General features: G+C 32.9%; 25 protein-coding genes and 1 pseudogene. 13 read left to right on the forward strand and 13 right to left on the reverse strand.

The genetic code is table 11. The annotated features are described in order from the left end of the window. Nucleotides 1–96 precede the first annotated feature (96 nt). The 5 genes from DT250_RS05825 to DT250_RS32180 all read left to right on the forward strand — a co-directional run bounded on the left by DT250_RS05825 (nucleotide 97) and on the right by DT250_RS32180 (nucleotide 4,314). On the forward strand, nucleotides 97–852 hold the full coding sequence (locus DT250_RS05825; protein ID WP_149212767.1) for an ABC transporter ATP-binding protein: 756 nt from the start codon (nucleotides 97–99) through the stop codon (nucleotides 850–852). An 18-nt stretch (nucleotides 853–870) separates the two neighbouring features. Beyond that, on the forward strand, nucleotides 871–1,857 hold the full coding sequence (locus DT250_RS05830) for an aliphatic sulfonate ABC transporter substrate-binding protein (RefSeq protein ID WP_149212768.1): 987 nt from the start codon (nucleotides 871–873) through the stop codon (nucleotides 1,855–1,857). Nucleotides 1,858–1,873: 16 nt separating this feature from the next. Continuing rightward, a complete protein-coding gene (locus DT250_RS05835) occupies nucleotides 1,874–2,722 on the forward strand; it encodes an ABC transporter permease (protein ID WP_149212769.1) in 849 nt (282 codons plus the stop codon). A 163-nt stretch (nucleotides 2,723–2,885) separates the two neighbouring features. After that, nucleotides 2,886–3,998, forward strand: coding sequence for an FMNH2-dependent alkanesulfonate monooxygenase (gene ssuD / locus DT250_RS05840; protein WP_149212770.1), 1,113 nt, complete (start codon nucleotides 2,886–2,888; stop codon nucleotides 3,996–3,998). A 223-nt stretch (nucleotides 3,999–4,221) separates the two neighbouring features. Beyond that, nucleotides 4,222–4,314 carry a putative holin-like toxin gene (locus DT250_RS32180; RefSeq protein ID WP_001289320.1) on the forward strand — a complete coding sequence of 31 codons (93 nt, stop codon included), beginning with the start codon at nucleotides 4,222–4,224 and terminating at the stop codon, nucleotides 4,312–4,314. A gap of 228 nt (nucleotides 4,315–4,542) precedes the next feature. Here the strand turns inward: DT250_RS32180 and DT250_RS05845 are convergent, their stop codons facing one another. Then, on the reverse strand, nucleotides 4,543–5,364 hold the full coding sequence (locus tag DT250_RS05845; protein WP_060487133.1) for an HNH endonuclease: 822 nt from the start codon (nucleotides 5,362–5,364) through the stop codon (nucleotides 4,543–4,545). 149 nt (nucleotides 5,365–5,513) lie between these two features. Between DT250_RS05845 and DT250_RS05850 the strand changes: the two genes are divergently transcribed. Next, entirely contained in the window at nucleotides 5,514–6,599 is a 1,086-nt protein-coding gene (locus DT250_RS05850) for an AI-2E family transporter (protein ID WP_000837880.1), read from the forward strand. 241 nt (nucleotides 6,600–6,840) lie between these two features. Here DT250_RS05850 and DT250_RS05855 read toward each other — a convergent pair whose 3' ends face one another. From DT250_RS05855 to DT250_RS05875, 5 genes are read right to left on the reverse strand one after another with little or no spacing between them, the layout of a single operon-like run. Beyond that, on the reverse strand, nucleotides 6,841–6,981 hold the full coding sequence (locus tag DT250_RS05855) for a YrzI family small protein (RefSeq protein WP_064473550.1): 141 nt from the start codon (nucleotides 6,979–6,981) through the stop codon (nucleotides 6,841–6,843). Nucleotides 6,982–7,006: 25 nt separating this feature from the next. Beyond that, on the reverse strand, nucleotides 7,007–7,147 hold the full coding sequence (locus tag DT250_RS05860; protein ID WP_000669812.1) for a YrzI family small protein: 141 nt from the start codon (nucleotides 7,145–7,147) through the stop codon (nucleotides 7,007–7,009). Nucleotides 7,148–7,172: 25 nt separating this feature from the next. After that, nucleotides 7,173–7,316 carry a YrzI family small protein gene (locus DT250_RS05865; RefSeq protein WP_017560126.1) on the reverse strand — a complete coding sequence of 48 codons (144 nt, stop codon included), beginning with the start codon at nucleotides 7,314–7,316 and terminating at the stop codon, nucleotides 7,173–7,175. Between the two features lie 28 nt (nucleotides 7,317–7,344). Next, nucleotides 7,345–7,488, reverse strand: coding sequence for a YrzI family small protein (locus DT250_RS05870; protein ID WP_000142721.1), 144 nt, complete (start codon nucleotides 7,486–7,488; stop codon nucleotides 7,345–7,347). Nucleotides 7,489–7,515: 27 nt separating this feature from the next. Continuing rightward, on the reverse strand, nucleotides 7,516–7,656 hold the full coding sequence (locus DT250_RS05875) for a YrzI family small protein (protein WP_000156189.1): 141 nt from the start codon (nucleotides 7,654–7,656) through the stop codon (nucleotides 7,516–7,518). 438 nt (nucleotides 7,657–8,094) lie between these two features. On the opposite strand from DT250_RS05875, the gene DT250_RS05880 reads away from it, so the two are divergent. The 7 genes from DT250_RS05880 (at nucleotide 8,095) to DT250_RS05910 (ending at nucleotide 12,371) form a co-directional block, all read left to right on the forward strand. Next, a complete protein-coding gene (locus DT250_RS05880) occupies nucleotides 8,095–8,673 on the forward strand; it encodes a DUF4825 domain-containing protein (protein WP_088608858.1) in 579 nt (192 codons plus the stop codon). A gap of 23 nt (nucleotides 8,674–8,696) precedes the next feature. Then, a complete protein-coding gene (locus DT250_RS05885; protein ID WP_149212771.1) occupies nucleotides 8,697–9,185 on the forward strand; it encodes a DinB family protein in 489 nt (162 codons plus the stop codon). Between the two features lie 125 nt (nucleotides 9,186–9,310). Continuing rightward, entirely contained in the window at nucleotides 9,311–9,685 is a 375-nt protein-coding gene (locus tag DT250_RS05890) for a GntR family transcriptional regulator (protein ID WP_000805192.1), read from the forward strand. A gap of 2 nt (nucleotides 9,686–9,687) precedes the next feature. Beyond that, a complete protein-coding gene (locus tag DT250_RS05895) occupies nucleotides 9,688–10,560 on the forward strand; it encodes an ATP-binding cassette domain-containing protein (RefSeq protein ID WP_149212772.1) in 873 nt (290 codons plus the stop codon). Beyond that, entirely contained in the window at nucleotides 10,557–11,228 is a 672-nt protein-coding gene (locus DT250_RS05900; RefSeq protein ID WP_149212773.1) for a DUF4052 family protein, read from the forward strand. Before DT250_RS05895 ends, DT250_RS05900 begins: the two co-directional genes overlap by 4 nt. A gap of 36 nt (nucleotides 11,229–11,264) precedes the next feature. Continuing rightward, a complete protein-coding gene (locus DT250_RS05905) occupies nucleotides 11,265–11,744 on the forward strand; it encodes a CcdC family protein (RefSeq protein ID WP_149212774.1) in 480 nt (159 codons plus the stop codon). Between the two features lie 117 nt (nucleotides 11,745–11,861). After that, nucleotides 11,862–12,371, forward strand: a complete 510-nt coding sequence (locus DT250_RS05910; RefSeq protein ID WP_098133252.1) for a 2'-5' RNA ligase family protein — start codon at nucleotides 11,862–11,864, stop codon at nucleotides 12,369–12,371. 6 nt (nucleotides 12,372–12,377) lie between these two features. Here DT250_RS05910 and coaW read toward each other — a convergent pair whose 3' ends face one another. The 7 genes and pseudogenes from coaW to exsC form a co-directional block, all read right to left on the reverse strand. Beyond that, entirely contained in the window at nucleotides 12,378–13,208 is an 831-nt protein-coding gene (gene coaW / locus DT250_RS05915; RefSeq protein WP_088063757.1) for a type II pantothenate kinase, read from the reverse strand. A 92-nt stretch (nucleotides 13,209–13,300) separates the two neighbouring features. Continuing rightward, nucleotides 13,301–13,699: a 3-hydroxyacyl-ACP dehydratase FabZ family protein gene (locus DT250_RS05920; protein ID WP_087983795.1), complete on the reverse strand. Its 399-nt coding sequence runs from the start codon at nucleotides 13,697–13,699 to the stop codon at nucleotides 13,301–13,303. 56 nt (nucleotides 13,700–13,755) lie between these two features. Further along, complete coding sequence (locus DT250_RS05925; RefSeq protein WP_142310746.1) at nucleotides 13,756–14,955, reverse strand: LL-diaminopimelate aminotransferase; 1,200 nt, start codon at nucleotides 14,953–14,955, stop codon at nucleotides 13,756–13,758. Between the two features lie 178 nt (nucleotides 14,956–15,133). Further along, nucleotides 15,134–15,496, reverse strand: coding sequence for a hypothetical protein (locus DT250_RS05930; protein WP_061673347.1), 363 nt, complete (start codon nucleotides 15,494–15,496; stop codon nucleotides 15,134–15,136). Nucleotides 15,497–15,671: 175 nt separating this feature from the next. After that, nucleotides 15,672–15,952: pseudogene (locus DT250_RS05935) on the reverse strand (hypothetical protein). 153 nt (nucleotides 15,953–16,105) lie between these two features. Beyond that, nucleotides 16,106–17,308, reverse strand: a complete 1,203-nt coding sequence (locus tag DT250_RS05940) for an MFS transporter (RefSeq protein ID WP_000269247.1) — start codon at nucleotides 17,306–17,308, stop codon at nucleotides 16,106–16,108. Between the two features lie 304 nt (nucleotides 17,309–17,612). Beyond that, complete coding sequence (gene exsC / locus DT250_RS05945) at nucleotides 17,613–18,047, reverse strand: exosporium protein ExsC (RefSeq protein WP_088063754.1); 435 nt, start codon at nucleotides 18,045–18,047, stop codon at nucleotides 17,613–17,615. Nucleotides 18,048–18,107 lie beyond the last annotated feature (60 nt).

The following is an 18,107-nucleotide window of genomic DNA, read 5'->3' on the forward strand; positions in this document are numbered from 1 at the left end:
AAGGCATTTTATCTATTGATAAAATGCCTTTGGTTTTTTTATTATACAAATGCTGAATCTATTCATTTAAATGAATCATTTCAAGGAGGGGAAGAAGTGACTGTTTCAATTGATGGGGTATCAAAATATTTTTCGAAACAAACTGGTACGGTTCAAGTATTAGAAGATATTAATTTTCAATTAGAGAAAGGTGATTTTGTCACTGTAATCGGACCGAGTGGTTGTGGGAAAAGTACGCTTTTGAAAATTGTTGCGGGGTTAGATAACGAATTTGAAGGTGAAGTTATCATCGATGGAGAGCAAATTGTAAAACAGAGTAAAAAACAAGGTTTTATTTTTCAAGAACATCGTTTATTTCCGTGGTTAACAGTTGAAGAAAATGTTGCTGCAGATCTGTCGTTAAAAGATAAGTATGTAAAAGACAAGGTAAAGGAATGGGTTGAAATCGTTCGATTGGATGGTTTTGAAAAATCATATCCGAAAGAAATTTCAGGCGGAATGTCACAACGTGTTGCGATTGCGAGGGCTTTATTAAGAGATCCGAATGTATTATTACTTGATGAACCATTTGGGGCACTGGATGCTTTTACTCGAAGTCATTTGCAAGAAGTGCTGCTGAACATTTGGGAACAAAAGAAAACGACAATGATATTTGTTACTCATGATATAGACGAGGCGATATATCTTTCAAACCGAATTATCATCATGAGTGCAAAGCCTGGGAAAATACATAAAGTTATTGAAAATAGTTTGCCTTATCCGCGAAATAAAACTTCTCAATCGTTCCAACAACTTCGAACGAAGGTGCTACATCAGTTTGAACACGGGGGACTGATTCAAACAAGTATATAGGAAAAGGGTGGATTATATATGTATAAAAAATGTAAGGTTCTTTCTTTTGCATTAGTTATATCTTTATTTTTATTAGGATGTGAAAAAAACACTGCAAGTAGTAAGAAAGAAGAGGTAACAATACAAATTGGTATACAGCAAGGAATAAGCCCGCTCTTACTGGCACAGAAAAAAAGGTGGTTTGAAGAGGAGTTAAAAAAAGAAGGAGTTAAGGTGAAATGGACAGAGTTTCAAAGCGGACCTCCTTATTTTGAGGCAATCGCATCAAATCGGTTGGATTTTGGTGAAGTGGGGAACTCCCCAGTTATTTCAGCGCAAGCTGCAGGTATTGAATTTACTGCAATTGCTAATACAAGTTATGCGAGAAAAGGAACAGGGATTCTTGTACAAAAAGATAGCAAGATTACGAGTGTAAAAGATTTAAAAGGTAAAAAAATTGCAGTAGCAAAAGGAAGTAGCGCATTTAATTTATTATATCGAGCATTAGAAAAAGAAGGTATAAATGCGAAAGATGTAAATGTCATTCAACTGCAACCAGATGAAGCGCAGCCGGCATTTGAATCCGGATCAGTAGATGCATGGGCCATTTGGGATCCATTCATTTCACTACATACGTTAAATAAAGGGGCAAAGGTTATTGCAGATGGTGAACGATTAAATGTTTCTTCACCAGAGTTTTTAATTGCGAGAACAAAATTTGCGAAGGAACATCCAGAATTAGTTGAGAAATTCCTTAAAGTTTATGAAAAAGCACGTGTATGGCAAGAGTCAAACTTAGATGAAGCGATAAAAATATATACTTCTGCAAAGAAGATAGATGAAGAAATTGTAAAAGAAGTGTTTGATCACGACAAACCAATTTTAGTTCCGGTAACGAAAGAAATAATAGCCGAACAGCAAAAGACAGCGGATTTTCAATATAAGCTCGGCTCTATAAAGAAAGAAATCAAAACAGATAAAGTTGTAGATAATTCTTTCGTAGAAAAAGCATTAAAGGCGAAATGAAAAGAGGTTTTGTAAATTGGAGAATACGAAAGCTGTTATGAAAAGGGCGAGTATAACGATTGGCAAAAACAATGTAAAGAAAGTGCGAAAGACGAATGTAAAAGTGCTAGTAAGACCGATTACTATACCGATTATCGTATTAATTATTTGGCAGTTAGCCGGCGTATTCGATTTAGTTTCTAAAACAGTTTTACCAACGCCATTAGATATATTACTAGCTTTTCAAGAACTTATTAAAACAGGAGAGTTATTCGGTCATTTAAGTATCAGTGTATTTAGGGCTGCGGCTGGTTTCTTTATCGGCGGGAGTTTAGGAATTATTTTAGGAACGATTGTTGGATTTTCAACGAAAAGTGAGCAATATTTAGATCCATCTGTACAAATGTTAAGAACTGTACCTCATTTAGCTGTTGCGCCACTTTTCGTATTATGGTTCGGTTTTGGAGAAACATCGAAAGTATTATTAATTGCGGACGGTGCATTTTTTCCTCTATACGTAAACGCGTTTTTAGGGATACGAGGTGTAGATTCAAAGTTATTCGATGTTGCCAGAGTGTTAGAGTTTAGTAAAAGAAAATTAATTACAAAATTAATTTTACCAGCAGCATTGCCGAACCTATTACTCGGAGCAAGATTATCATTAGGAGTTGCATGGGTGAGTTTAGTAGTAGCAGAACTTATGGGGTCTACAGAAGGTATCGGCTATATGATTATGGATGCTAGGCAATTTTCAAATACAGATATCGTATTTGTCGGCATTATTATTTTTGCATTCGTTGGAAAGTTTTCTGATTCACTCGTACGTTTACTAGAAGTGAAGTTTTTAAGATGGCGAGATAATTTTAAAGGAGAGACAGGGAATTAACATATAAAGTGAAACTTTAATCAGTAGGGGACATCCCCCACTGATTATCAGCCCTCGCCAATCGGGATCTTACTGCCCGCAAATAGTGGGGTAAATTATTAGGGGTAATTTATATAGAGTATGTTAGTATACGTTTCAAAATAAATAAGGGGTGTGTAAAGATATGGAATTATTATGGTTTATTCCGGCTTATGGAGATGGTCGATATTTAGGAACGAAAAAAAGAGGAAGAGCAGCTGAATATGGTTATTATAAGCAAGTTGCACAGGCAGCTGATTATTTAGGATATACTGGTGTATTACTTCCAACTGGTCAAGGTTGTGAAGATCCATGGGTGTTAGCATCAGCTCTTGCGGCTGAGACAGAGAAATTAAAATTTTTAGTAGCAGTTAGACCAGGGTTAATGTCACCGACAGTTGCAGCGAGGATGGCATCTACATTTGATAGAATTTCAGATGGGAGATTACTTATTAATGTAGTAGCTGGAGGAGATCCTGTTGAATTGCAAGGTGATGGATTGTATCTTGAACATGATGAAAGATATGAAGTTGCAGATGAATTTTTAAAGGTTTGGAAGTCAGTATTACAAGGTGAAACAATCTCTTTAGAAGGAAAACATATTAAAGTTACGGAGAGTAAAGTTGTATTTCCTCCGGTTCAAACACCGTATCCACCAATTTATTTTGGCGGATCGTCCGCTGCAGGTAAAGAAGTTGCGGCTGAACATAGTGATGTATATTTAACTTGGGGAGAGCCACCAGAGCAAGTGAAAGAGAAAATAGATGAAGTAAAAAAACTTGCGGAAGAGAAGGGGCGTAACGTACGATTTGGTATTAGACTACACGTAATTGTAAGAGAGACAGAAGAAGAAGCATGGGAAGAGGCTGAAAGGTTAATTCAATATGTAGATAATGAAACAATTGAGCTCGCTCAAAAAACATTTGCAAGATATGATTCAGTTGGACAAAAACGAATGACACATTTAAATAAAGGAACGAGAGAGTCGTTAGAGATAAGTCCTAACTTATGGGCTGGAATTGGGCTTGTAAGAGGTGGTGCTGGCACTGCGCTTGTTGGAGATCCGCATACAGTAGCAGAAAGAATAAAAGAATATGAAGCGTTAGGAATTGATACGTTTGTATTATCAGGATACCCCCATTTAGAAGAGGCATATGAAGTGGCAGAACTGTTATTTCCTTTATTGAAAGACGAGAAGGAACAAGAAAATAAAATTGTTGGTGAAATGATAGCTGATGCATATGCATTAAAAAAATAGTGAGAAATAAAGTTGAACCAATCGGCTATTAACAGGCAGTTTCACCTATGTTTTGCTTCATTTTGTTTACTGCCTGTTAATACGGGATAAAAAAACTCGCAAGTATTTCACTTGCGGGTTTTAATCGTAAACTATTAGAAAATATGGTAAAATTAAATAGTAACTTAAGGTACGGTTGGTTGTTCAATTATCACTTCTCCAAATAGGAGGGGGGTGATAATACGTGAGTGAAATAGCGTTGCTACTGCAGGGTGGACTGTTTCTCGTTGCATTGTTAACGTTCGTCGTCGTTTTAATAGACAAGCTCAAAAAATAACAACCCACCTATGCCAATAGAATGTGGGTTGTTTTGTTTGTAAGAAACAAATAGGATAAATGAACAATCCAATCTGCTAAGTTACGTGGACTAGTGTGTAGCCGCACACTGGTCTTTTTTATTTATTTACAATTAATAATTGGTTTATGTGATTGTATTGTTCTTTTCATACTTATTATAACACAGTGTCTTTTCATCAAGAAAGGAGACCGTATGTTCTGATTTCGATTAAATAGTAGGTTTTTTTTCTTTAAATAGCCCATCCATATACTGTTTTAAAGTTTGGACATAAAATTCCTGCCTATTTACATCATTTACGCCGACAATTGGAGATGAAAGTTCATATCTCTTTTCTGATAAATGAACGACAACGTCAAATATATCAAATAGACGAATGAAACAGAACAGGCCATCTTTATCACTTAATAAAATAAAGTAATGGTTCTCGCTATTTGTATTTAATGTATTCCATAAAGAACTTTTACTTAAATCGCGAACTATACTTTTTTCTTTTAATTCCATAAAATCGGCATTTGATAGAATGTTAGAAATAACAATCGCATCTGGATCTTCAAAATAGCCATCAACAGCTTGGACAGCGAAAGTATAAGCTGTTTTTAATACACTCATTTTGTATTTACGGTTATCTAAAAGTAATTCACGTTGAATAGAGCTAGCTACTTTCGTTACACGTTCTTCTTTCCAAATTTCATTATGTAGCGAAATATCGTGCTTTTTACATAGTTTCATAATTAATGCATTGGAATAAAGTATTTCATCACTTACTTCAACAACATCTGTCTCAGCAGCCGCAAGTTCCTCACCATGTTCATTCGTATAGAGCGGGGAATCAATTTGTTTTTTCATTTGCTCAATCTTAAATTGACTTAATTTATGCCGAATTAAGGGGCGATCAATATTTGCTGTCATTTGTTCATGGCAAGTATCACAAATTGAGTTTGTGAAATAATATCCACATAATATTTCGGGGATGACATATTGTTCACTAAGTTCTTTCGTATCTTTTCTGCATATGATGCATTGTGTCATTTTTATCACCTTTACCTGCAAATTTGTATGTAATCTCATTGTAGTGTATTTATTGGTATTTTGGAATATTGTAAAGGAAAATATTATGTGAAATTCTTGCTTATTTTGGTACAATGAAGAGAAGTGCTAGTTTAAAGGAGGACGTTTTTTTGAAATCGAAAGTGCACTTTTGGACATTAGAAGTGCTAATGGTTGTAGCGATTATATTTATTTGCACAAAAATATCGTTTCTATTTCAACCGATTGGTATCTTCATATCAACGTTGTTTTTCCCAATCTTAATCGCGTTATTTTTATACTTCATATTTAACCCATTGTTAGTCTTTTTGGAGAATAAAAAAGTACCTAGAAATTTAGCGATTTTACTGTTATATCTTTTTATTATAACATTAACTGCAGTTGGAGTTGGGGTAGTTGTTCCAACGATCTCGCAACAGTTAATGGATTTAGTAAAAAATATGCCCGGTTATATTAAAGAGGGAAAACTATACATACAAGATTTATCCCATCATAGATTGTTTGAATGGTTATCTACACAAAACTATGTTTCCATTGAAACAATTGAAAAAAATGCAATTGAATACTTAAAGGATATACCAAACACAATTACGTCGAGTGCAACGGCTTTATTTGGTATTATAACGAACGTCGCATTAGTTATCTTTACAGTACCGTTTATTTTATTTTATATGTTTAAAGATGGACATGCGTTTCCAGGGAAAGCAGTTAGTCTATTACCTGAGTCTTACCGTGAAGAAGGACTTCGTATCATTAAGGAAACGAACGAAACATTATCTGCATATATTCAAGGACAAGCGCTCGTTTGTATATTTGTAGGTGCTTTTACTTTTATCGGTTATTTAATTATCGATTTACCGTACGCTTTCGTTTTAGGAATTATAGCAGCATTTACAAATATCATTCCTAACCTAGGTCCATTTATCGGTGCAGCACCAGCTGTTATTGTAGGTCTGTTCGTATCTCCGATGCAAGCGTTGTACGTAATTATTATCGTAACAATTGTACAACAGTTTGAAAGTAACATCATTTCACCGCGTATTATGAGTTCAAAATTAAATATCCATCCGTTAACAATTATTATTTTAATTTTAGGGGTAGGTAACTTTGCGGGAATTATCGGAATGATTTTGGCAGTACCAGTTTATGCAGTAACAAAAACAGTTGTATCGAACTTAGTGAGATTGTTTAAGACGAAACGAAGTAATCGAAAATAGTATAAGTTGAGAAAGATACACCGCTTTTTAAGTGGTGTATCTTTTGTTTGTTAATCAATGTAAAAAAGTGTATGCATAAACTTTTATTATATATTTATTACATATCAAATATAACGATAAACTTGTATGATATAGCCCCAATAAAACTATGTGGAATCCCTCTGAACTATCCAAATCATTTCCTTACAGCGTGCTAGCAACATCATAATCGACCCCTTTCAAATTTTATATTTTTAAAAGATTATAGATGAGAGTAGTACTTGCTTCTACGATCTCGAATTTCGTCTATAACCTGTTTATATTGTTGTTCTTGTTTTAATTCCGCATCAGAATAGTTTTTTTTCTGAATTGTAATTGTTAAAAAGAATAGGTGAAACTTCATGATACATTCCTCCTTTCGAAAGGAATTATAGATGGCTACAGTAGTGACTTTGACGTTCTTTTACATCCTCCATAGCTTTATTAATTTGATGGTCATGCAATATCTCACTGTCTGAGAACTTAGTTTTTTGAATCGTAATGGTTAAAAAGAATACTTTAAATTTCATTAGTTTTTCCCCCTTTAAAAGTTATTTAGAAAAGACGGCTGTAATAAGAAGCTTGGTGCTCTTTCACTTCGTCCATAATAGTTTGAATGTGTTGCTCACGCAAAATCTCACTTTGAGAAAGCTTACGTTTTTGAATGGTGATTGTTAAAAAGAATGCTTTGAATTTCATGAAGGTATTGCTCCTTTAAAATATATTTTTAATACATTTGCGTATAGTATGAACTTTTAATGTCAGTCATTTTATCAGTCAGTTGTTTTAATTGTTGTTTACGAATGATTTCATCTTCAGATAAAGTGTTTTTCTGAAGTACAGTTGTAAAAAAGAAAATATGAAAAGTCATAAATGAATTCCTCCTTTCGAAAAGGAATTACAGGTGATCACAATAAAGCGCTTGGCGCTCCTTAACATCATTCATAGCTTTTTCAATTTGCTCATTATGAAAAATTTCATCTTTGGAAATTGTATTTCTTTGAATCGTAATACTTAAAAACAATACGCTAATGGTCATCGAATGTTGCTCCTTTCTTTAAAAAATAATATAAGAGGCTAAAAAATCGCACAAAAAAGCCACAGGAAGATATAGTTCTCCTATGGCTGGGCGTCAAAAGGCCACAGGAAAGTATACGACCTCCTGTGGCGAATTTATGAATTAATAGAAATAAAGTGCGATTTTCAATTCTCCATTAGGGTGGTCGAATTCATATTTAATTGTCCGAAAAACAAAGGTGCAGTTAACGCTAAAGTTAAAGCATGTAATTGTAATTTCATCATTTCCTTCGACCTCCTTTTAGAATTTTTTCTTACGTTAGTAAGTATATACAATTAATGGATAATTGTAAACATAAAAATTGAAAATTTTTAATTTTGATTAAAATGCGTATATTTTAAAGGGTTTTGGAAAGAAGTATTGTAATGAACGAAATATCGATAAAATGGGGGATGCTAAATGAAATATATGCATCGTAATGTAGTTGTTATGCTAACAATTTTTTTATGTATTACTGCTTGTTCTAGCGGAGAAAGAATAAAAGAAATATCTGATGTTGAACCTAGTGACTTTAAGAAATATGCTGGGACATACGTTGGTAATAACTCAGATGTAGTTGCAATTGTTAATCATTTACCCGGTGGTGATACATTTCAAAGTATTAGTTTGGAGAATGAAAGTATAAAGGTAAACTATGGTGCAAATGGAACTCTGACAGAAGACATGGTTGAGACGTATTGGTTTGATGGCAAGGACACAATGGAGAAGAATTTTCTCTTTAACGTTATTTATCTAGCGATTTTAGTACCAAATGCGAAAAGTTACGAGTTTCAAGTAGAAAATAAAAATTTCACGATAAAAAGAGAAGATATACTATCAATCTTGTATGAAAAATTTGATGATTTTCCAAAAGAAAATGATATATGGGATAAAAAGAAAGTAGTAAAGTTCCTTAACGATAATAGCGAAAAAATTACAATGTTTATAAATGAGAAAGAGTTTCGGAAATCTATATTTGTTAAATATCCAGTGCAGTAGTTGAAATGATAGGAGGAGAATAGGTGGAGTTAGTATACAAAATTACTTATTATCGAATGCAAGATCATTATTTACCTAAGTTATTACAGGCAATTAGCCTCGTTAGTGAAGAAGATTTGTGGAAACAAAGGGACTCTATTAATTCAATTGGTGGAATCGTACTGCATATTAGTGAACATATACAGAGAAATACTAGTCGTTATAAAAATCCAAATATAGTTTTTGAAAAGGGAATCGAGGAGTATTTTCCAGTAAAGCGACAACGTACTGAAGTTTTGCTACAGTACGTTGAAGAAGTATTTGATGAATGGAGAAAAGCATATTTACAAGCATGCGAAGAAAAAAAGCATATGGATCTTCATAGCTTATTACATTTAGCGGAGCATACAAGTTATCATTTAGGGCAAGTAGTAGATCGTACAAAGTCCATAACGGAACAACAATTTAGCTTTTGTCAAAATGGAATAAATGAAAAGAATTTGAGAACAAGAGTTGAAACCTCGAAATTTTAGAAAGAGAGTCATTCTTAATAGAATGACTCTCTTTTTTTGTAAAAGAAATTTATGGAAATAAATATTTTTATGTGATATGGTTAATTACATAAGTAACGAACCTATGAACCTAAGGTGGTGAAATTGTGAAACCTACTCTGGAGCAAAATAAATTAATATACTTACAAATTGCAGAAACGATTGAATCTGATATTTTAAAAGACATATTACTTGAAGAAGAACAAGTTCCATCAACAAATCAATTTGCGAAGATGTTACAAATAAATCCAGCTACTGCAGCTAAAGGGGTAAATGTATTAGTGGATGAAGGGATTCTATATAAAAAGAGAGGGATTGGGATGTTTGTTGCAAAGGGAGCGAAAGAAGTCGTACTTAAAAAAAGACAAAATACTTTTATGACTGAATATTTACCTAAAGTGTGGGAAGAAGCAAAAGTACTAGAAATATCCAAAGATGAATTGATGGATATGATTCAAAAAATTACGAAGGAGGGGAAATAGGGATGATTGCACTTGAAACAAAAGCCGTAACGAAAAAATATAAAAAGAAAATAGCAGTAAATGAAGTAACGATTTCATTGGAAGAGCATAAAATATATGGTTTGCTCGGTAGAAACGGGGCAGGAAAAACGACACTATTAAATTTACTTGCAGGCCGAATTACTTCAAGTAGTGGAAGTATATCAATATTTGGCGAACATGTTTTTGAAAATAGTAAAGCGATGCAAAATATTTGTTTTATTAAAGTGAAAGAAGCTGCGTATCTAAATAATAAAATTAAAGAAATTTTTAATTTATGTAACATGTTTTATAAAAACTGGGATCAAGAGTTTGCTGAAGAACTTGCCAAGAAATTTCAACTTAATTTGAAAGAAAAATACCATAAACTATCACATGGAATGCAAACTGTTGTAGGAATTATTCAAGGATTAGCAAGTAGGGCGCCAATTACTATTTTTGATGAACCAACTACAGGTTTAGACGCAGCACATCGCGAGTTGTTTTATAGTTTACTACTAGAAGATTACGGTGAGTATCCACGAACAATAATATTATCAACACATTTAGTAGAAGAAGTAACCCATGTTATTGAAGATGTAATCATCATAAAAGCAGGCGCACTTGTTGTTCAATCATCGGTGGAAGATTTATTGCAACAAGCTCATATTATTTCAGGAAAAAAAGATAAAGTAGATGAGTTTTCGATAAATAAAAAAATAATAAATCGAGAAGTTTATGGAAATAAGGGGATTGCTGTTATATGGGAAGAACTTTCTAATGAAGATTATTACTCTCTTGAAAAAGAAGGGTTACTGATTGATAGAATTACATTACAAAAACTATTTATACACATAACTGGTGGTGAAGTGAAATGACGATGTTAATGAAGCAATTGAAGTTACATATAAATTTTCATTATAAAGCAATTATAATATTTTGGATTGTAGCTTTATTAATAAAAGGGGCTTTAAATGCTGCTCATTTAAATGGAGCGAACATTGGTTATTTACCTGAAATTATAAATAACCCTTCAATAGCAATTATGTTATTTATAGTAGGGAGTGTTTTCATCATACAAGATGAGCTATTTCGTTTAGCAGTTTCATTCGGTGTAACGAGAATACAATATTTTATCGGAGCAATTTGTTACATTGTACTTCAATCTGCATTATTTTCATTTCTTCAAGTTATGCTTTTACAAGATTTAAAATATAACTTAGTAAATGTTAGTTTTGGACAGCAATCGGTACAACAATTTATTTTGCAATTTTTATTTTATGTTACAACAGCATGTTTCTTTCAAGTGGTAGTAGTTTTTAAGCAACGATTTAAGTGGATTGGTCTTATGATTGGTGGAACACTTTTCTTATCAACAAATAGTGTGCTTTATGGGGAAGCAGGAGTAACCAGTTTATTATTTACGAGTGATGTATCCTCAGTAGATATTCCATATTTTACTGTTATTTCAATTGGATTAACTGTTCTTTATATCATAACTAGTAGTATATTTATTCGAAAAGTATCATTCGAAAAAACGATTTAAAATAGTATTAGATTACTATAGAGAGAAGGGTAGCAAATGGGAGACACATCTACACTCATTCCATTTTTTTTATGCATTGCACTAATAATATTCTGGCGTCGTTATCGATCTATGTATAAACCTATAAAGGGAACTGGGCTACGTATTTTGTGGCCATTATTATTTTTAACACCGGGTGTTTTATGGTTTTTTGGTCCCGTACATCCAGCTATAGTACAAGTAGTTATAGCAGTATCGATTGGAATTCTTCTCGCCGTACCACTTATAGTTTTAACAAATTATGAACGAAGAGATGATGGGAATATTTATACGAAAAAAAGTGCAGCTTTTTTAATTACTTTTATTGCACTTGTCTTTTTAAGATATGGTTCAAGACAATATATTGTTGACTTAGATCAACAAACAATTGGTTTATTATTTTATGTTGTTGCTGTCTCGTATATTATTCCTTGGAGAATTGCTTGTTATATAAAGTTTAGGAAAGTTTGGCGGGAAAATAATAATCATGCTTTATAAGAAAAAACTTTTCTTTTGAGAAGTTTTTTCTTTTTATATGTAATTGAAATCATTTGTTGAAGTGCAAGCTACCATACAATATGATGAATATAAAAAGAGAAAGTAGGGGATATAAAAATGCGTACAATTTTACTTTTTCTAAACGACATGTCTATTAATGAAATAGAGAACATTAGGAAAAAACATGATCCTTTATTTGGTTTAATCCCACCGCATATTACAATTGTATTCCCATTTGAAAGCTCGATTTCAAATGATGAGCTGAAATTACATATTTTAAAATTATCAAAAGGGATACAAGAGATAGAAATAGAATTTGCGAATCAAATTTCGGGTGAAGGGGAATATTTATTTTTACGAGTTGAAAAGGGGCAAAAACAAATAGAAGAACTACATGACTTGCTATATACAGGAGCCTTATTACAATTTTTGAAAGAAGATATTCCGTATATACCGCATGTAACAGTCGGGAGAAAAGAACGTACTGAGTTAGCTGCTGAAGTAGCTAAGGATATTCATAATTTCCCTGAAAAGTTACAATGTATAGTTGATAGAGTTAGTGTAGAGCGAATTGGAGAGAATGGGGAATCAATTATAGAATTTGAAGTACCGTTGCAAAAAAGCTGACAAGTGTCAGCTTTTTTTATCCGTAATATGAAGTAAAGCACCAATCGCACCGCTATTACCACCATCTCGTAAAAAGATTGGTGTTTTATTTTGATATTTTGTGTAGTTACTAATAATATTTTGAAGGTGTACGTTATTACATAGAGTGGAACCAATATAAATAATATGGTCAATGTTTTTTGTTTCGGCGAATTGAAGGCTTAATGCAGTAACAACTTCACCGACAAGTCCTTGCACAGTTGCTAGTATATCAGCACTACTAAAATTTGAATCTGTTTTGGTAGCTTTACCAAAATTGCTTGCAGTTAAGCTATTATCAATAGGAGAGAGAATGCCACCATAAATATCACCGACCGTAATATCTAGTTCTTTTCTAGAACCTAATTTTGTTAAAGGAATCACATCTTCAAAATGATCTATATTTGTTAACAATTTTGAAAGCCCCATAATAGTACCACCGCCAACACCCGTTCCACCAGCTCGAATATATTTTTCATTATAAACGTAATGAATGGAAGTACCTGTACCTATATTTGTTAAAATAAAGTTGTTTATATCATATTGCTCTTCTTTTAATATGTATCGGACACCTACAAGAGTAGCTTCAAATTCGTTTAGTTCTACTATATTATATGAGTCTGAAAGTAGTTGCTGTAATTGTTTTGCTTTACCACCTGTTATACATATTTGTTTTATACGAGTGCTTTTCTTAAGCCAATCTATTATTTTATCTTGTTCATTTGAATAAAATTTTTCAAAAGCTAATTGCTTTTGTTCGTTCAAATAAGCAATTTTCGTTAATGTTCCTCCAGCATCGATACCGATAGTACTTTCCATTTTCCTGCTCCTAACCAAGTAATTTGTTTACTCTGTTCATGTTGGCGAGACGAATTTGTAGGAGGGAGATATCCTGACGAATTACATCGTCTCTATTCTGCTTGATATATTAATAGCTTTTCTATAGTTACAATCGGCTGATCGTTAATAGTTGCAGTACCTTTACCGAGAATAAAACCTCGACGATTGCGAGTAAGCTTATAATGTAAATCAAGTTTATCACCGGGATATGCGTTTCCGTGGAATTCAACCCCATCCAACGAAGAGAGGAAGCCTAGCCCTTCAGAGTCACTTGTATTTACAAATGCACTAAGCTGAGCAAGTGCTTCTACAATTAACATATGAGGCATATGTTTTTGATTATCATTTATAAACCACTCATTATTTGAAATCAGTTTATATCCCGTAACGGATTCACCATGTTTTACATTTGTTACTTTATCAATCATTAAAAAAGGATAACGATGAGGAAGAGTGTCTTGAATATGCATATGAAAGTACCTCCAATAAATAATACCCCTGCTACAGTTAAGCAGGGGAGTTATCATTAATTTTTAACTAATTCATTTACTTTTTCAAGAGAAAAAATACCGCTATTTCTAATGTTTTCAACAACTTGTTGTAACACTTCTTTATCTTGAACAAGTGCAATACGTACAAAGCCTTCTCCATGAGGTCCAAATGCATGACCTGGTGTAACAACGACATTCGCACGATCCATTAATGCATAAGCGAAATCTATCGAAGTCCAGCCTTTCGGAATTTCGGCCCAGACGAACATACTACCAGCTGGTTTATCAACATTCCAACCAAATGTTCGGAATCCATCAACTAAAGTATCTCTACGTTCTTGATAAATACCGCGATTTTTCTCACAAAACGCAGCGCCATTTCTTAGTGCCGCTGATGCCGCTTTTTGAATTGGTAAAAACACACCATAATCTGTATTTGATTTAAATTGAGTAAGTGCACGAACAATTTCTTCGTTTCCAATCATATATCCAATACGGCTACCTGCTAAACTATAACTTTTTGATAAAGAGTTGATTTCTACTCCAACTTCTTTAGCACCAGGTACAGAGAGGAAGCTAATTGGTTTATTACCATCAAAATAAAATTCAGCATAAGCAAAATCATGGACAACAATAATGTTATGCTTTTTCGCGAATGCAATTACCTCTTTAAAGAAATCTGCATGAGCCATTGCTGGGACCGGATTCCCTGGGAAGTTTAAAATCATCATCTTCGCTTGATCGGCAATTTCTTCAGGAATTAGCTCTAAGTTAGGTAAGAAATCATTTTCTTTCTTTAATGGCATGTAGTAAGATGTTGCACCAGCCATTTGAATTCCAGTTTCATAAGCTGTATATCCTGGATCCGGAACTAATATAATATCTCCCGGATTTGCATAAACCATAGGTAAATGAACGAGTCCGTCTTGTGAACCCATTAATAATAAAACTTCTTTATCGGCATTTAATTTAACGTTATGAGTGTTGTTGTAATATTCAGTTACAGCTTCGTGAAATTCTGGAATACCACTTAATGTGTATCCATAGCTTTCTTTTTCACTTGCTGTATGTACCATTTCTTCTCTTACGAAGTCAGCAGGCGGCATATCAGGATTCCCGATACTTAAATCAATCATTTTGTGACCTGCTGCAATTTTTTCTTTTTTATAAGCCCCTAATTCACTAAATATAGAAGATTGGAATGCTTTCATTCTAGTTGCTAACGTGTAAGTCATCAAAACCCCTCCTAAAAACAGTGTTTTCTTTCTGCGTTTTTAATTATTCTGAAAACACATGTTTACATTTTATCATTTTTTTATGAAAATTAAAACGATTGACAAATTTAGAGGGAGGATAACAAGGAGAAACATATAAGACGCAGAAAATATTTTCTGCGTCTTATATGAAGTGTAATCATTTCTTTTTATATGTACATAACTTTTCCACTGCATAAAAGTATACATTTAATTTGCCATCGACAACTTTTAAAGTTTGATCCGATGTAAATGAGTTACCATAATCAATGTGATATACATTAGAATTCTTTACAAATGAGCCTTTGTATAAATCTTCTTTTTCCTTTGATGTTTGCATCTCCACTAAATATTGAACAATTTTTTCTTTCTTTTCTTCTTTTACAACTGTTTCAAATTTATAAGATGCAGGGCAAAGACCATTTTTGTTGTCAACGACTTCCCAAGAACCGTATATATCATTATTGCTACATCCGCTAAGTAGAACGATGAATATTGGAATAATTAATAGAACCTTTTTCATTTTGTACTCCTTTCTTTTCATTTTTAATAAACGTGCGAATACGATACGAATATTGTAATAAATAAAGTTTAAATTTTTATAAAGAATTATTTAATTTCACATAAAAATTTAGGCGGAATTGAAAAAGCATGAATCTAGTGTAAAGTCAGATCCATGCCGAGTACAGTAGCCTATGTTATGTCTCTTTTGAGGAAAATAGGATTACTATCCCATTTAAAATATATATAATTGCAACAATGAAGGCTAGCCCACCTGCGCCAAATCCAGCTTTATCAAATATAGAAGCGAATGCTACGGTAGCAAAAAAACAATAGGAGTTAGTAGTAAAAAAATGAAACCTGCGATAATTCTTCTTTTAAGGTTATGTCCAGATAAGGAAATTGCTAAAAAGTTTATGATGCTAAACAGAGCTAATACAAAAATAAAGATACTAAATAACTGCATACCATCAGACAATTTCGCACCTCCTGTATATATCATGTTAGTATACTGTATTCGAAAGTGAAAGAGGGTACTCCTTTAAATAATTATAATAAGCGTAATAAATAAGGCTTTATATAACAAAGACGCATGGATTAATCTAATATGATCCATGCGTCTTTATTTATGCTATAAATTCGCAGATTGCGAAGGTTGTTTTTCATATTGTTTCTGTTTAGATAATGAAATGAAAATAATTAATAATGAAATCACACCGAAAATGAGAACCATATATTGCAATCCAATCGTATCTAAGAAGAAGCCTGTGCCGAGTAAGACAATTTGGAACATAACTCTCTCAAACATATTACGGAATGAGAAGAGACGACCATGATAGCTTTTTTCCACTTTCGTTTGGAAAATTGTCGACATAATAGGGAAGAAGCAACCAACACTAAAACCAAATAAACCAAATGATGTAAGAGACATCCATTTTATATCGCTAAAGAACAAGGAAAGGTGTGCAAAAGCGGTACAAACAGCGAAGAAATATAATAATTTTTCAGGTTTGAAATGGTCAGATAAACGTTTAATAACGAAGGCCCCTAACATAAATGCGACACCTTCAATTGTATATATAAAGCCTTTAATCGTTGGATCATGTTGCATTTCACTAATGTTGATTACCATTAAATTAAATCCGGCTATAAATAATAGAGGGATAATACTTAATATAAGTGCTGTAAAAGCAATAGGAATTCCTTTTAAAATACGAAATACTTCCATAAAGCTATTATCTTTCGCAGCTTGTTTACTTGGTGTTGTTGATTTCTTATCTTCGAATTGTAGGAAGAAAGTTGAGAGGAATAATAAAGCGTATGCTGCCATTGAGAAGGCATACATATACTGTAAACTCATTACAACTAAAAGAATTCCACCTAGTGAAGTACCTGCAATACGAGCGATTGTACCTACATTCATATGTACACCGTTCATCTGTAATAACTCATGCTCACGTACGATGAGTGGAATTACAGATTGTAATGCAGGGAAGTAAAATGCTGCAGAAATTTGAAGAGCAACCATAAATGCAATCATGAAGGCAATGCTTTCAAATTGGATAGCGAAAAACATAAAAATAACACTAATAACGCGACCGAACCCAGCATAAAGAAGAACTTTTTTCTTTTCATACTGATCGATAATACGACCAGCCATAGGACCAACTAGTACACCAGCTAATAGTCCGATAAATAATATAACTGATTTCATGAAATCAGAAGGGACATATTTTTGCATAAATTCAAGGTTGCCAAGAATACCAAGCCATAGCCCTAGACCAGCAATAAACTCCCCAATTAATACAATCCAAACATTTTTATTACGCCACATAATGTAAAACCTCTCCGTCTTTTAAAATGAAAAACTCGTATATAAAACCTCCTTATTTTATGTATTATTTTTAACGAACTTTTTTAGAGTCAGAGTCTATATTACGTGTTTCATGAGTGGATTTCAATCTTTTTGATTTGTCAAAAATTTGATTTGTTAGTTGCTAAAATAAGCAATGAAAATGTAAAAATTTTATGATGAAGTGTCTATTAAAAATAAGGATAAATATAAAGAAATTAGAAAAGCAAGAACGCATATACTACGTCTTGCTTTTCTCAAGTACAAAATTAAATATTAGATTGGCTTAGCAGCATTTACGTTCTTGTCCAATAGCTAAAGCGCTAAAAGATAGAGGACCAATAACTTCTGCACTTGCACCACTAGTTAGGTTTTCTACAGTTAATGAGTATTCGTGTGTTCCACTACTAACATTTTGATCTATAGCTTGAAATGTTTGAGCATAGAATTGTTCAGAATCTGTAGATTCAATACCTACTTGTGTATTAAAAATTTCAATGTTATCACGGAAAATTCGGAATAAAATTTGTGAAATCTCAGTTATACCTTCTACACCAACTGTAGCTATTAATTCTACTCGATTATTACGTGAATCTCTACTTGAAATTCTTAATTTCAAATTTGCTAGAATTGCTTTATTTGGAGAAGCTGGGATTGCAAAAGTTGTTTCACCAGTTTTACTTATAGGCTGAGTAGCTTGATAATCAATGATATGAGTCATATTTGTCACCTCCTCATATACTAAAATATGAAATTTACGATAAAATAGCTTGGACAAATA

It is taken from the genome of Bacillus sp. AR2-1, from assembly GCF_008368755.1.
GTDB classification, from domain to species: Bacteria; Bacillota; Bacilli; order Bacillales; family Bacillaceae_G; genus Bacillus_A; species Bacillus_A wiedmannii.